We start from the raw sequence: 15,888 nt of genomic DNA, 5'->3' as shown, positions 1-15,888 counted from the left end.
GTTGAGGAGAGGCTTATGGCGGGGTCTGCGCGTGCGATCATGATCGCCAGAGGATTACAGACGATACTCAATTTCGGCCTGCTGGTGCTGGCGGTGATTCTGGTGGTTTTTCTGGCGAAGGAAACCTGGCATTTGGCGACGGTACTGCTGGTCAGCAATGAAAAAGAGTCGTCGTATATGCTGATCGAAAGCTTGGTGATTTATTTCCTCTATTTTGAGTTTTTGGCGCTGATCGTGAAGTATTTTCTCTCCGGCTATCACTTCCCGCTGCGCTATTTCATCTACATCGGTATCACCGCGATTGTACGGCTGATTATCGTCGACCATAAAAATCCGGCGGATACCTTCACCTATGCCGGGGCGATCCTGATTTTGGTGATCACGCTCTATCTGGTGAACAGCCCACGTCTCAAGCGTGAATAGCGCGCAAAGAAAAAGCCAGCTCAAGGGAGATTGAGCTGGCCAAGGAGGTGGTTCCTAGTAGCATTACTACGCTTATTTTTCGTTTTGTATTTTCTCAGCGCTGCAATAATAACCAGTCACCTGGGCCATTGATGTGATCTGATTCTAAAAAATGTCACAATTGGCACGATAGTGTCACTTTTTTGCTATTTTGCATGCGGGTTACGGGTGGTTGTCCCCGACAGGTTGCGTAGCAGTAACGCGTATTCCAGGTCGATATCGTCCGGCACGGGCAGATACACGGTGTGGCCGTCACCCGGTGCCACCTCGATCGTCTGGCCTTTTTTATTGAGCAGGGTATCGATAGTGAACTGGACATTGCCGCCCGGCGTCATCATTTCCACGCTATCGCCGCGAGAGAATTTGTTCTTGACCGCCACTTCCGCCAGACCGTCTCGCCGCTCGCCGGTGAACTCCCCGACAAACTGCTGCTGGTCAGACACCGAGTAACCGTAGTCGTAATTCTGGTAATCCTCATGAACGTGGCGGCGCAGGAAGCCTTCGGTGTAACCACGGTGCGCGAGGCCTTCCAGCGTTTGCAGCAACGTTGGGTCAAACGGCTTACCGGCGACAGCATCGTCGATAGCGCGGCGGTACACCTGTGCGGTACGGGCACAGTAATAGAACGACTTGGTGCGGCCTTCGATTTTCAGCGAGGCGACTTGCATGTTGGTCAGGCGTTCTACGTGCTGAATGGCGCGCAGGTCGCGTGAGTTCATGATGTAGGTGCCGTGCTCGTCTTCAAACGCGCTCATGTATTCGCCCGGGCGCTGTTTTTCTTCCAGCATGAAGACTTTATCGGTCGGTGCGCCAATGCCTAGCGTGGGTTGCGGCTGAGCGCTGTCTATCTGGGTAACCGCAATCGGCTCGTGAATATGTACGATGTTGCCCACCGCGTCTTCTTTACCTTCCTGCACGTTGTATTCCCAGCGGCAGGCATTGGTGCAGGTGCCCTGATTCGGGTCGCGCTTATTGATGTAACCAGACAGCAGGCAGCGGCCGGAATAAGCCATACACAGTGCGCCGTGAACGAACACTTCCAGCTCCATTTCCGGCACCTGGTGGCGGATTTCCTCAATCTCTTCCAGCGACAGTTCGCGTGACAAAATCACCCGGCTGAGCCCCATTTGCTGCCAGAACTTCACCGTCGCCCAGTTGACCGCGTTGGCCTGTACCGACAGGTGGATAGGCATCTGGGGGAAGTTTTCCCGTACCAGCATGATCAACCCCGGATCAGACATGATCAACGCATCCGGGTTCATGTCGACCACCGGCTGCAGGTCACGCAGGAAGGTTTTCAGTTTGGCGTTATGGGGCGCGATGTTAACCACCACATAAAACTTTTTACCCAGCGCATGGGCTTCATTGATGGCTTGTGCCAGCGTCTGGTGGTTGAATTCGTTATTGCGCACACGCAGGCTGTAGCGAGGCTGGCCGGCATAAATTGCATCAGCGCCATAAGCAAAGGCGTAACGCATATTTTTCAGCGTACCGGCCGGAGAGAGTAATTCCGGTTTAAACATGGTGTTTTCTCAAGTCTGATCACAGGTCAGGCTGTTCCCGGGCGGGAACAGTAAAGGCGGCAGATTCTAACGCCAACGGCGGGAAAAATCAGTAGTCGGCTTATAGAAAGTGCGTCTATTGATGGGCATGATGCTTCACGGCCAGCGTTTCTCTGACCGTGAGCGAGGATTAGATTGTGCGGATACCGGCTGAGGGGCCAATCAATTCACGCTGGTGCGGGCGTTCGAAGTCCACGAGCGGCCCTTTTGCAATAATACCGGTCGGGTTGAGCCAGCGGATGCTGTAGTAACCGGCTTTGATGTCGTCCAACCTGACGGTGTCTTTGACCCCCGGCCATTGATACAGCTCACGCAGATAGCCGGAAAGGTGCGGATAATCTTCCAGTCGACGGATGTTGCATTTGAAGGCACCGTGGTAAGCCGCATCAAAACGCACCAGCGTCACGAACAGTCGCCAGTCCGCTTCGGTCAGGGTATCGCCCGCCAGATAGCGATGGTGTGCCAGGTGCGCTTCCACCGTATCCAGTGCTGCAAATAAGCTCGTTACCGCCTGATCGTAGTGCGCTTGTGTTTTGGCAAAGCCAGTCTTATACACGCCGTTATTGATGTTGTCGTAAATCAGGCTGTTCCAGCGGTCGATTTCCACTCGCAGATCCAGTGGGTAGAAATCCAGCCGGTTACCGGTCAAATCGTTAAAGTCATGGTTAAGCAGACGGATGATTTCCGACGACTCGTTATTGACGATACGACCTTCTTTGCGGTCCCACAGTACCGGAACCGAGACTTTCCCGGTGTAATGCGCGTCACTGGCGGTGTAGAGCTGGTGCAGATAGCGCACCGGCGCGACATGTTCGCCAGCATCCTGCGGAGTACTGAATTCCCAACCCTGTTCGCCGATACAGGGATTTGCAACCGACAAGGCAATCACATTGCCGAGACCTTTCAGGTTACGGTAAATCGTTGTGCGGGAGGCCCACGGGCAAAGATACGAGACAAATAGCTGATATCGTCCCGCCTCCGGCACCAGTTCGGTGGCTCGGAATCGGGTTTCCTGGCGATGGAAAGCCCCGCCTTTGATTTCTTCGGCCGCTACATCGCCATCGACCCATTTGCCATTAACTAATCCCGACATGTTTACCCTCATCATCATTTTGGTATGTGATTATGCTAGCAGCCGCGAGCCAATAGAAAATTGCAAATTTTTAACCGAGTCGAACAGTTTCTTTGACCGCGTGTCCGTCGGTGAACGCGGTCGTCTATATTTCCTGACTGGCGGCGGCTTCCCACCGGTAACCAATGCCATAAACCGTGCGGATGAACGACGTTTCCCGGTCAAACACTTCCAGCTTACGGCGCAGATTCTTGATGTGACTGTCGATGGTACGGTCAGTCACCACCCGGTAATCGTCGTACAGATGATCGAGCAACTGTTCGCGTGAAAAGACGCGTCCCGGTTCGGCTGAGAGGGTTTTCAGCAGCCGGAATTCGGCGGGCGTTAGTTCCAGATGACGGCCGAGGTAACTGGCCTGATAACGATTTTGGTCAATCAGCAACGCGGGCAGGACATCGTTTGGTAGCGGTTCATGCTGCCAGCGACAGCGGCGCAACAGGGTTTTCACCCGGGCGACGACTTCACGCGGGCTGTAGGGCTTACAGATGTAATCGTCGGCGCCGATTTCTAATCCAAGCAGCCGGTCAATTTCTTCGGTACGTGCGGTGACCATAATGATTGGCACATTGGAAAAACCGCGAATGGCGCGGCAAAGCGTCAGGCCGTCACGGCCCGGTAGCATCAGGTCTAACAGAATGAGCTGGCAGGGGTGTTCACGTACCCAGGGTTCGACCTCTTCTCCCTGGGTCAGCCAGTGGGTGCGATAACCTGATGCTTGCAGGTAATCCACCAGTAACTGGGCCAGTTTGGGCTCATCTTCAACGATCAGCACAGGCAAGTTTTCATCACCCACTGTTGCAGAAGAGGATGCGGTCATGTCGGTTCCTGTATCAGGATAGGTGCAACGGGAGCTCGACGGTGATTTGTACGCCGCCGAGCGCTGAATGATCAGCATACAGGCGTCCATCGTGCGCCTCAACGATCTTGGCGCAAATGGCTAACCCCAACCCGGAGCCGCCGCTGGCACGGTTGCGCGAGCTTTCCGCACGGTAGAAACGCTCGAAGATCAGCGCCAGTTGTTCATCGCTGATACCGGGGGCGCTATCGCGCCAGTGAATAATCAGCCGTTGCTGGCGTAGTTCGGTTTCCACTTGCAGTTGCCCGCCATCGTCCGTGTAACGCAGGCTATTTTCCATCAGGTTGTTAAACAACTGATTCAAGCGGTCCGGGTCGCCAAATACCACCGCTTCAGGATGAAGATGCGTGGTCAGTTGAATGCTTTTGTGTTGAAAACGCTCTCTGAACGCCGCCACAGATAACTGTAGCAATGCGCTGGCATTGACGGCCGACTTACGATAAGCCAGTGCACCCAGGTCAGATAACGAGAGTTGATGCAAGTCGTCCACCAGCTTGGTCAACAAGGCGACCTCTGCTTGCAGCGAGCTAAATGCGGCGCTATCGGGCCGTCGCACGCCATCCTGCAAGGCTTCCAGTTCACCACGTAACACCGCCAGCGGCGTGCGTAATTCATGGGAGACATCTGCCATAAACGCCCGGCGTGACTGCTCGTTTTTCTCCAGCGCTGAGGCTAACTGGTTAAAATCTTGCGACAGCCTATCCAGTTCATCGCGCCCGCTGGCGGTGACCCGGGTACTAAAGTCGCCGCCAGCCAGTTGGTGGATACCGTTGACCAGCCGTTTGACCGGCGCCAGCAGGCCACGGGACATCATCCAGGTCACTACGGCCGCCAACAGAGTAGTAAAGGCGACGATCAGCCAACTGGTGCGTTGTTGCTGGCGATCGAAACTGATATCGGCGCTACGGGTCAGCCCTTCTACCGGTGCCGCCACCAGCCAGCCAACGATGCGTTTTTTCGCCATCAGCGGCTGCCAGGTGCTGCCCGCAGGCATCGGGATCGGTGGGCCTATCAGGCGACGGCGGTTCTCATCCGTCACCCAAAAACGGGTACGCCAGCCTTGCATCGCCTCGTCGTTATTCTGCTCCATTGCTCGCAGCATCGGGAAAATACCGCGTTCGGTATTGTGCAGAAAATCCCAGTTGCCGTACTGCTGGTACTGATCTTCCAGCCAGCCACGAATTTGTATCACCCGCTGTTCGTTACCACGGCGGATATAGTCGATAAACCCTTTCTCAAAACTGAGCCGGACACCGAAATGCATGATGATCAGCACCAGCATACAGGTGGAGAAAATGGCCAGAAACAGTCTGGCGGTAATGCCGAATCTCATCATTCACCTCATGAAGGGCGCGTCAGCGTCGCCTGCTGAACGGTATCGGGCGGCACCCGGTTGAAAATCAGCGCCGGGAATGCCATCACCGCCACCATGCACAGATAGGTATACAGGAATACGGTGTGGGTTTCCGGTGTACCGCTCACCAGATGCTGATTGGCAAAAATGCCCAGCAGCAGACCGGCGATAGTCACCCCCATACTGGTGGATAGCTGCATTGACATCGATAGCAGGCTGTTACCGCCGCTGGCCAGGTCGTCCGGCAGATCTTTGAGCGTCAGGGTATTCATGGTGGAAAACCGAATGCCGTTGACCATACCGACCAACAGCAGCACCACCGGCGTCATCCAGTGCCAGTTCATCAGTGCGACCAGCGCGAACAGTAGCGTAGCCAGCGCCAGCGTCAATGTCGAAGCCATCAGCACCACACGGTAGCCAAACCGGTTAACTATCAGCACGACGATCCGTTTCATCCCCATGTTGCCCAGCACCAGCGGGATCATCATCATCCCGGCGTGAAACGGTGTGTAGCCCAGACCAATTTGTAAAAATACCGGCGTCATAAACGGCAACATGCCGCTGCCGATGCGCGCCAGCCAGCCGCCGAACAGGCCGATGCTGAAGCTGTGGGTATCAAATAAACGCAGATTGAACAGCGATTGCTCGTTGTCTCTGGCGTGCCACCAGTACCCCAACAGCGCCAGAACGCCGGTCAGCACCAGTGCGCTCAGCGCTAAGGCGGACAACCCCAGACTTTTCTGGCCGTCTAGCGCCAGTGTCAGGGTGCCCATGGCAATCACCAGACAAATAAAACCGAGCAGATCAAAGCGACGTGGTGGCATGGTGAAATTAGGCATTAGCCACCAGGTGGCGAAGGCACCAACCAGACCCACCGGGATATTAATCAGGAAAATCCAGTGCCAGCTGGCGTACTGGACGAGAAAACCGCCAAGTGTTGGCCCCATCAGTGGGCCTATCTGCCCCGGCAATGTCACGAAGGTCATTGCGGCCATGTATTGATCGCGTGGCACCAGCTTCATCACCGTCAGGCGTCCAATCGGCACCATCATGGCGCCGCCAATGCCCTGAATCACGCGGGAAAACAGCAACTCGTTGAGGGTGGTGGAGCGGGCGCAAAGCAGTGAGCCGAGGCTAAACAGCATAATGGCGGAGAAGAAAATATTGCGAACGCCAATCCGGTCTGCCAGCCAGCCGCTGGCAGGCAACAGCATGGCGACCGTCAAGACATAGGCGACGATCACAGCATGCATCCGTAGCGGGCTTTCATTCAGGCTGACCGCCATAGAAGGCAAGGCGGTGTTGACGATGGTGGTATCCAGCGCTTGCATAAAAAAGCCGAAGGCGACAATCCACAATTGCCAGCGAACGGAGGCGGGCTGATGGGTCATGCGTGGTATTACTCCCGGGAATATCCTGTCCCTTGCAGGCGCCGGGGCGAACCCTGGCGACGATTACAGATACAACAATGGCGACTGAAGCGGCATCAGGCTGACGGTTCTGTATGCGTGGTGGCGTCACTGCGTTCACGACGGCGCCAGCGCAGACTATCGAAGAACAGGTACACCACCGGCGTGGTATACAGTGTCAGTAACTGGCTCATCACCAGCCCGCCCACGATAGTGATACCCAGCGGCTGACGCAGCTCTGAGCCATCACCGCTACTGAGCACCAACGGTAACGCGCCGAACAACGCCGCCATGGTGGTCATCATGATGGGACGAAAACGCAGCATACAGGCGCGGAAAATCGCCTCATGCGCGGAGAGTTTCCCTTCCCGTTGCGCGACCAGCGCAAAGTCCACCATCATGATGGCGTTTTTCTTCACGATGCCTATCAACAGTAGAATGCCAATCAGTGCAATCAGACTGAACGGCTTATTGAACAACTCCAGCGCCAGTAACGCGCCGACCCCGGCGGAGGGCAGGGTAGAGAGAATGGTCAGCGGGTGGACGACATTCTCATACAGCATCCCCAACACGATGTAGACCGTTACGATCGCCGCAATAATCAGCACAACCTGCGAATGCTGCGACTGCTGGAACGCCAGTGCGGTACCGGCGAACTGACCTCGAATCGTGGGTGGCACACCCAGTGAGGTCATGGTGCGTTCAATCGCGGTGGTCGCCTCCGACAAGCTGGCACCTTCCGGCAGGTTGAACGAGATGGTCGCCGCAGCCGATAGCCCCTGATGGTTAACGGCCAGCGGTGCGTTGGCCGGTTGCCAGTGGGCAAAGAACGACAACGGTATCGGCTTGCCGTCGTTGTTGATAATGAACATTTTATCCAGCGAGCCAGGATCCTGGGTATAGGCCGGGTCAACCTCCATGACGACTTTATACTGGTTCATCGGCTGGTAAATGGTGGAGATCTGACGCTGCCCAAAGGCGTCGTTCAGTAGCGTGTTGGCGCTGGAAACATTGATACCGAGCCGTGCCATGGCATCACGATCATAGACCAGCCTCAGCTCAGCCCCTTTGTCCTGCTGGTCAGAACTGACATCCGCCAGTTGCGGTAACTTGCTCAACGCATCGCGGATCTTGGGCTCCCAGCTTCTCAGCACGGACAGATCGTCCGATAACAGTGAGAACTGATAGCCGGCATTAGCTTCACGGCCACCGATACGCACGTCCTGCACCGCCATCAGATACAGGTTGGCACCGGGCTCTTTCGCCAGTTTGGCGCGTAGCCGGGTAATGACCTGTTGCGCGTTGACGTCACGCTGGGCGAGCGGTTTCAGGCTGATGAACATCGAGCCGCTGTTGGTTCGCATCCCACCTGTGAAACCGGTGACGTTGTCCACCGCTGGGTCCGCACGCACGATGGTCATGAAATCCTGCAGTTTGCGTTTCATTGCCTGGAAGGAGATGCTCTGGTCGGCCTGAATAAATCCCATCAGTCGCCCGGTATCCTGCTCCGGGAAGAAGGTTTTGGGGATGCTGATATAAAGCCAGACGCTCAGGCCAATCGTCCCCAGCAGTACCATCATGACCCAACGTGAGTGATTCAGCACCCAGCGTAAAGTGCGACCATAACCTTGCTGCAATCCGAGCAGCAGTCGGTTGAAGCCACGCGCACGCGGCTGGCTGTGCGGGGCGTGAGGTCGTAGCAGTCGTGCACACATCATCGGTGTCAGGGTGATGGAGACCAGCAATGAAATCAGTATCGCTACCGACAGCGACACCGAGAACTCGCGGAACAGACGCCCGGGCAGTCCATCCATGAACAGCAGCGGTATAAACACCGCGATCAGCGAGAGGCTCATCGAGACGACGGTAAAGCCGACTTCCCGTACCCCTTGCAGTGCGGCCTGCAACGGCTTCATACCGGCTTCGACATGGCGGGAAATGTTCTCCAGCACCACGATGGCGTCATCCACCACAAAACCGGTAGCCACGGTTAAGGCCATCAATGACAAGTTGTTCAGACTAAAACCGCACAGGTACATAGCGGAGAACGTGCCAATCAACGATACCGGTACTGCGATGGCCGGGATAAGCGTGGCGCGACCGGAACGCAGGAACAGGAACACCACCAGAATCACCAGCGATACCGCGATAGCCAGCGATCGTTCCACATCACGCAATGAGGCTCGAATGGTGGGCGAGCGGTCCTGCGCGATATTCAGGTTGATTGAGGCGGGCAACATAGCCTGCAATTCAGGCATGGCGGCGCGGATTGCATCAACGGTGGAGATGATGTTGGCGTCCGGTGCACGGCGAATTAATACCAACACCGCGGGTTTGGCGTTGGTCATCCCGGCGTTGAGTACGTTCTGTACCGAGTCTTTTACCGTCGCCACATCGCTCAGGCGTACCGGTGCGCCATTGTTGTAGTGGATGATAAGCGAACGATAAACATCGGCGGTTTTCAGTTCGTCATTGGTCTGAATCTGGTAGTGAGTACTGCCACTGTCCACGCTGCCAAGCGGCTGGCGTACGTTAGCCTGGGCGATCGACTGGCGAACAGCGTCCAGCGACACGCCCTGATTAAACAGCGCCTGTGGGTTGAGCGCGACCCGTACTGCCGGTAATGAGCTGCCGCCGATGGTGACGTCGCCAACCCCATCAATTTGCGAAACACGCTGGGCAACCTGAGTCGAGGCGTAGTCGTACAACTGACCGGGGCCGTAGGTGTCCGACGTCAGCGTGATGATCATGATCGGCGCATCAGACGGGTTGACTTTACGGTAGTAAGGGCGGCTTGGCATATTGCTTGGCAACAGGCTCTGGGCGGCGTTGATCGCCGCCTGTACGTCACGGGCCGCGCCGTTGATGTCTCGATCCAACGCAAACTGCAAGATGATGCGAGTATTGCCCAGCGAACTCATCGAGGTCATTTCATTGATACCGGCGATACGGCCCAGTGAGCGCTCTAACGGCGTCGCTACCGATGACGCCATGGTTTCCGGTGATGCGCCGGGCATGGTGGCGGTGACCGAAATCACCGGGTAGTCCACCTGTGGCAACGGCGACACCGGCAGCAACTGATAGCCAAGTAGCCCGCACAGCGCTATCGCCAGCGCCAGCAACGTGGTGGCGACCGGCCGATGGATAAACAGCGCGAAGAACTTCACTGTGCTTCCCCTTCCTGCGGCTGGCGGCGGCGCAGGCGATGTGCCAGACGATCAAACAGCAGGTAGATAACAGGTGTCGTAAATAGCGTCAGCACCTGGCTCATCACCAGACCACCCACCATACAAATACCGAGCGGGCGGCGCAGTTCCGCACCGACGCCGGTACTGAACATCAGCGGAATGGCGCTGAGTAGCGCTGCCATGGTGGTCATCAGGATGGGGCGAAAACGCAGCAGACAGGCCTGATAAATCGCCTGATACGGCGTCATCCCTTGTTCACGTTCGGCAGCCAGCGCAAAGTCGATCATCATGATGGCGTTCTTCTTCACGATACCGATCAGCAAAATGATACCGATGATGGCGATGATGTTCAGATCGCTGCCTGCGGCCATGAGTGCCAGCAACGCGCCGACGCCCGCAGTCGGTAGCGTAGACAGGATGGTGACTGGGTGGATAAAACTTTCATACAGCACACCCAATACGATATACATCGCCACCACCGCAGCCACCACCAGCCAGATAGTGCTGGTTAGCGCCGACTGGAATGCCAGCGTACTGCCCTGGAAGCGGGTGATGATATCGCTGGGTAACTGCATGCTTTGCTGCGTTTGCTGAATGACTTTTACCGCATCACCCAACGCGTAGCCCGGCGCGACGTTAAAGGAAATGGTCGTCGACGGGAACTGATCGATATGGTTGATGGATAACGGCCCCTTGCGCTCTTCCACGGTCGCAATGCTGCTAAGCGGCACCACACCGCCGCTGGTGTTGATAAGCCGGATATCATTCAGTGACTCCAGCCCGTTGTTGTTGCCCTGATGCTGTTCCAGCACCACCCGATACTGGTTGGATTGCGTATAGATAGTGGAGATCAGCCGCTGACCAAATGCGTTGTACAGGGCGCTGTCCACCTGGGACATGGTGATCCCAAGGCGGCTGGCACTATCCCGATTAACCTTCACGTAGGCGACGGCACCACCGTCCTGCCAGTCACTGCTGACATCCTGCAATTGCGGCAGTTTCTGTAACTCGGCGATCAGTTTTGGCACCCAGGTGCTGAGTTCATCCAGCGACATGGTTTGCAGGGTGAACTGATATTGGGTACGACTGACCTGTGTATCGATGGTCAGATCCTGTACCGGCTGCAGATAGAGCTGGACGCCCGGTAGCGCGGAAGTGCGTTGCTGTAGCCGTGCAATCACGGCCTGGATACGGTCACTGCGCTCATCCAGCGGTTTGAGGTTGATTTGTAACCTGCCGCTGTTAAGTGATGGGTTAGTGCCATCCACGCCGATAAACGAGGTCACGCTTTCCACCGCCGGATCCTGCATGATAAGCGTGGTAGCTTGCTGTTGCTTGTCAGCCATGCCGGAGAAGGAGATGGTTTGTGACGCCTGCACCGTACCCTGAATAATGCCGTTATCCTGTATCGGGAAGAAACCTTTGGGGATGACGATATACAGCAAGACCGTGAGCACCAGCGTACTCAATGCGACGCTAAGGGTAATCCACGGATGACTCAAGACACGCGTTAGCCCACGGCCATACCAGGCGATGACGGTGTCAAAAAAGCGTTCGCTGGCACGGGTAAAGCGGTTTTGTTGGCTCAATGAATGGTGGCTTAGCAAGCGGGCGCACATCATTGGTGTGAGCGTCAACGACACCACGGCAGAGATAAGGATCGACACCGCCAGTGTCACGGCGAATTCACGGAACAGACGGCCGATGATATCCCCCATGAACAGCAAGGGGATCAAGACGGCAATCAGCGAGAACGTCAGCGAAATAATGGTAAAGCCGATTTCCCCTGCGCCTTTCAACGCGGCCTGTAGCGGTTTTTCGCCTTGCTCAATGTAGCGGGCGATGTTCTCGATAACGACGATGGCGTCATCAACCACGAAACCAGTGGCGATGGTGAGCGCCATCAGCGTCAGGTTGTTGACAGAAAAACCGAGAAAATACATGGCGGCAAAGGTACCCACCAGCGATAACGGCACGGCGATACTGGGGATAAGCGTCGCGACGGCGTTGCGCAGGAACAGGTAAATAACCATCACCACCAGCGCGATAGCCAGAATCAGTTCGAACTGCACATCCTCGACCGAGGCACGGATAGTGGTCGTGCGGTCGGTGAGCAGGGCGACATCCACCGATTTTGGCAGACTGGCTTTCAGCGATGGCAGCAGATTGCGGATATGGTCGGCGGTGGCTATCACATTCGCGCCTGGCTGGCGCTGAATGTTAAGCACAATAGCCTGATGTTGATTGGCCCAGGCGGCCAGATGGGTATTTTCTGCTGCCTGTTCCACCGTGGCGACATCCTGCAACCGTACTGGCGCATTATTTTTCCAGGAGATAATCAACTGGCGATAGTCGTCGAGTGAACGCATCTGGTCATTGGCGGAGAGTGTGACCGAACGCGCCGGGCCGTCAAAACTGCCTTTCGGGGTGTTGACGTTAGCGGCGGTAATCGCAGTACGCACGCTTTCGCTGCTCAAACCATAAGAGGCCAGTGCGCCAGGGTTGAGTTTAATGCGCACCGATGGCCGTTGCCCACCGGCCAGCGTCACCAGCCCGACGCCTTCCACCTGCGAGATTTTCTGCGCGATGCGCGTTTCAATCATGTCCTGCACCTGCGTCAGCGGCAGGGCAGTGGACGTTACCGCCAGCGTCATGATCGGTGGGTCCGCCGGGTTCACCTTGCTGTAAGTGGGGGGAAACGGCAGATCGGTGGGCAGCAGGTTGGTAGCGGCGTTAATCGCTGCCTGAACATCCTGCTCCGCCACATCCAGCGATAGCGATAACTGGAACTGCAATGTGATTACCGACGAGCCACCGGAGCTTTGGCTCGACATCTGCTTGAGGCCCGACATGCTGCCAAACTGATGCTCCAGCGGTGCGGTGACGGCTGAGGTCATTACATCCGGGCTGGCACCCGGGTACAGCGTCACGACCTGAATCGTCGGGTAGTCCACTTCCGGTAGCGCGGAAACCGGCAACGCTCGATAGCCTACAATCCCGGCCAGCAGAATCGCGATCATCAACAGGGTGGTGGCTATCGGCCGGAGAATAAACAGGCGCGACGGTCCACCACCTGTATTTAGCGCGGCATCCTGTAACGGCGTCGTTTCCTGCATCAGGATTTCTCCGCGTTATGCTGAGATTTTTCATGCTGGGGCTTCTCGGCACCGGCGGTAGATTTGCTATCCGCCGCAGCGGGCGCCAGTACCTCAACGCGAGCGCCTTCGGTCAGGCGGTCGATCCCGTCTGTTACCACTCGCTCGCCTGCATTCAGCCCGTTGGAAACCACAGTTTGCTGGCCGTATTGAATCCCCGTGGTGATGATGTGCTTGCTCACCTGATCTTTATCGTTCAATACCCAAATGAAGTGCCCTTCGTTACCCATCTGAATCGCAGCTGAAGGGGCGATCACCACATTTTGCAGGGTATCGACTTTCATCTTGATGTTGACGAACTGATTGGGGAACAACGCATCATCGGTGTTATCGAAGCGGGCTTTCAGTTTGATAGTGCCGGTGGTGGCGTCTATCTGGTTATCCATGCTCAGCAGGCGTCCCTGAGAGAGAATGCGCTGACTGCCCCGATCCCAGGCTTCCACCGGTACCGGTTGGCCGGATTTCTGTGCTTTCAGTACGGTGGCGATATCGCTTTCCGGTACGGTGAATATCACATCGATCGGATGGGTTTGCGTTAATACCAACAGGTTGTCAGTACTGGTCACGTAGTTGCCGATGTCAATCTGACGCAGGCCGACGCGGCCGTTGAACGGTGCGGTGATACGGCTGTAATCCAGTTGCAATTGTGCGCTGGCGACAGCGCCCTGATCGGATTTCACCGTCGCTTCATATTGGCGCACCAGCGATTCCTGCGTATCCAGTTGCTGGCCGGACACCAAATTGGTTTTGGACAACTGCTGGTAACGGACTAAGTCCTGGCGGGCATTGACCAGTAACGCCTGATCTTTGGCCAACTGCCCTTGTGCTTGTATCAGTGCTACCTGAAACGGGCGCGGGTCTATTTCTGCCAGCAACTCGCCTTCTTTGACTTGCTGCCCTTCCTGAAAGTGGATGGCCATCAACTGGCCGCTAACCCGGCTGTGAACCGTGACGGTATTGGCGGCGGTGACCGTCCCCAAACCAGATAGGTAATAGGGCACCGAAGAGGATGAGGATAGTGCGGCTTGCACAGGCGGTGGTGCGGTAGAACCCCGGCGTCCGCTGCCGCTACGATTTTGTCCTTGTCCTTGAGGTGATGCGTGCTGTGTGGTTGTTGCCTCGTTGGCAGAATCTGATTGTGAGGGGCGGAAATAACGCCAGGCGAAAAACGCCGCGGCAATGACAACAAGCAGTATCAAGAAACGAAATAAGCGTGCGGCGTTCATAGTTATGGACGGAACCTCCAATCAGCACAGGCCAAGATAAGCCCATGAAACACTGAATATAATAATACTAGTGTAAACAGCGAACGGAGGACAAAAATGGAGGAAATATGGAAGATATGTCAGGGTTTGTAGAAAAAGAATCCCCAGCGTAGTTAACACCGGGGAACTGTGCTGAGTATGTCAGCACAGTGTCATTATCAGGACAGGCGTGTTACAGCACCAGCCCGGCGATAGCGGCGGAAAGCAGGCTGACCAGGGTAGAACCATAAACCAGTTTCAGACCGAAGCGTGAAACCGTGTTGCCTTGTGCTTCATTCAACCCTTTGATAGCCCCGGCGACGATACCAATCGATGAGAAGTTGGCAAACGACACCAGGAAGACTGACAGAATACCTACGCTGCGTGGTGACAATTGACCGGCTACTTTCTGCAATTCCATCATGGCGACAAACTCGTTGGACACCAGTTTGGTGGCCATGATACTGCCTACCTGCAGTGCTTCAGCTTTAGGAATACCCATCACCCAGGCTAACGGGTAGAACACATAACCCAGAATTTCCTGGAAGCTCAGGCCAAATACTGCGCTGAACAGTGCGTTGATACCGGCGATCAGCGCGATGAAACCGATCAGCATCGCAGCAACGATAACCGCCACCTTGAAACCGGCCAGAATGTATTCACCCAGCATTTCAAAAAAGCTCTGGCCTTCATGCAGATTGCTCAGGTGCAGCTCTTTTTCTTCACTGGTGTCGTAAGGGTTAATGAGCGACAACACGATAAAGGTGCTGAACATGTTGAGCACCAGCGCCGCGACCACGTATTTTGCATCCAGCATCGACATGTAGGCACCGACGATTGACATGGATACCGTCGACATCGCGGTTGCTGCCATGGTGTACATACGTTTTTCAGACATCTGCCCCAGAATGTCTTTGTAAGCGATGAAGTTTTCAGACTGACCGAGAATCAGTGAGCTGACCGCGTTGAACGATTCCAGTTTGCCCATACCATTAACTTTGGACAGAACGGTACCAATCAGTCGGATAATGAACGGCAGTACTCTGATGTGCTGCAAAATACCGATCAGTGCGGAGATAAACACGATCGGGCACAGCACTTTGAGGAAGAACACAAAGCTGTTGTTACCGATATTGCCAAAGACGAAGGTGGTACCTTCACCTGCGAAGCCGAGCAGTTTGTCAAACAAGCTCGCAAACCCTTTCACAAAACCCAACCCTGCACTGGAGTAGAGGAAAAAATAGGCGAGTAGAATTTCAATGACTAAAAGTTGAACAATATACCTGACGCGAATGCTTTTGCGATCGCGGCACACCAGCAGTGACAGGCCGGCGACAACAATCAGGGCCAGGATAAATTGCAGAATGTTGGACATGTTTGCTCCAAATTATGATAGGGGCCGATTTTTGGTCGTCATTTTATGTAACGATTGCGCCTAAAATGCGACGTAAGACGCAAAACCGGAATTATATCGCGGAAAATAACCTAAACTAAAGCGTGGGTCTCATAGCATTCGCTTCTGTCTG

General features: G+C 55.4%; 10 protein-coding genes. 1 reads left to right on the top strand and 9 read right to left on the bottom strand.

All coding sequences use genetic code 11. The annotated features are described in order from the left end of the window. Positions 1-15: 15 nt before the first annotated feature. A complete protein-coding gene (psiE, locus tag DD586_RS14875) occupies positions 16-423 on the top strand; it encodes a phosphate-starvation-inducible protein PsiE (protein ID WP_012885654.1) in 408 nt (135 codons plus the stop codon). Positions 424-608: 185 nt separating this feature from the next. Here the strand turns inward: psiE and trhP are convergent, their stop codons facing one another. The 9 genes from trhP to DD586_RS14830 all read right to left on the bottom strand — a co-directional run bounded on the left by trhP (position 609) and on the right by DD586_RS14830 (position 15,737). Next, positions 609-1,985 carry a prephenate-dependent tRNA uridine(34) hydroxylase TrhP gene (trhP, locus tag DD586_RS14870; RefSeq protein ID WP_012885653.1) on the bottom strand — a complete coding sequence of 459 codons (1,377 nt, stop codon included), beginning with the start codon at positions 1,983-1,985 and terminating at the stop codon, positions 609-611. A gap of 169 nt (positions 1,986-2,154) precedes the next feature. Then, positions 2,155-3,117 (bottom strand): glutathione S-transferase family protein, encoded by a 963-nt coding sequence (locus tag DD586_RS14865; protein ID WP_012885652.1) that lies wholly within the window; start codon positions 3,115-3,117, stop codon positions 2,155-2,157. Between the two features lie 124 nt (positions 3,118-3,241). Further along, positions 3,242-3,973, bottom strand: a complete 732-nt coding sequence (baeR, locus tag DD586_RS14860) for an envelope stress response regulator BaeR (RefSeq protein ID WP_012885651.1) — start codon at positions 3,971-3,973, stop codon at positions 3,242-3,244. 13 nt (positions 3,974-3,986) lie between these two features. Continuing rightward, entirely contained in the window at positions 3,987-5,345 is a 1,359-nt protein-coding gene (baeS, locus tag DD586_RS14855) for an envelope stress sensor histidine kinase BaeS (RefSeq protein ID WP_012885650.1), read from the bottom strand. An 8-nt stretch (positions 5,346-5,353) separates the two neighbouring features. Further along, the gene (gene mdtD, locus DD586_RS14850) at positions 5,354-6,757 is read right to left on the bottom strand and encodes an MFS transporter (RefSeq protein ID WP_012885649.1); all 1,404 of its coding nucleotides are present in this window, start codon (positions 6,755-6,757) and stop codon (positions 5,354-5,356) included. 95 nt (positions 6,758-6,852) lie between these two features. Continuing rightward, positions 6,853-9,942 carry a multidrug efflux RND transporter permease subunit MdtC gene (mdtC, locus tag DD586_RS14845; protein WP_012885648.1) on the bottom strand — a complete coding sequence of 1,030 codons (3,090 nt, stop codon included), beginning with the start codon at positions 9,940-9,942 and terminating at the stop codon, positions 6,853-6,855. Then, positions 9,939-13,079: an MdtB/MuxB family multidrug efflux RND transporter permease subunit gene (locus DD586_RS14840; RefSeq protein WP_012885647.1), complete on the bottom strand. Its 3,141-nt coding sequence runs from the start codon at positions 13,077-13,079 to the stop codon at positions 9,939-9,941. Before DD586_RS14840 ends, mdtC begins: the two co-directional genes overlap by 4 nt. Continuing rightward, positions 13,079-14,344 (bottom strand): MdtA/MuxA family multidrug efflux RND transporter periplasmic adaptor subunit, encoded by a 1,266-nt coding sequence (locus tag DD586_RS14835; RefSeq protein WP_012885646.1) that lies wholly within the window; start codon positions 14,342-14,344, stop codon positions 13,079-13,081. Before DD586_RS14835 ends, DD586_RS14840 begins: the two co-directional genes overlap by 1 nt. Positions 14,345-14,555: 211 nt before the next feature. Next, a complete protein-coding gene (locus DD586_RS14830; RefSeq protein WP_012885645.1) occupies positions 14,556-15,737 on the bottom strand; it encodes a NupC/NupG family nucleoside CNT transporter in 1,182 nt (393 codons plus the stop codon). Positions 15,738-15,888 lie beyond the last annotated feature (151 nt).

This window comes from Dickeya parazeae Ech586, from assembly GCF_000025065.1.
Lineage (GTDB): Bacteria > Pseudomonadota > Gammaproteobacteria > Enterobacterales > Enterobacteriaceae > Dickeya > Dickeya zeae.
Note: the sequence above shows the minus strand (reverse complement) of the source record. Positions and strands in the feature narration are given on the sequence as shown.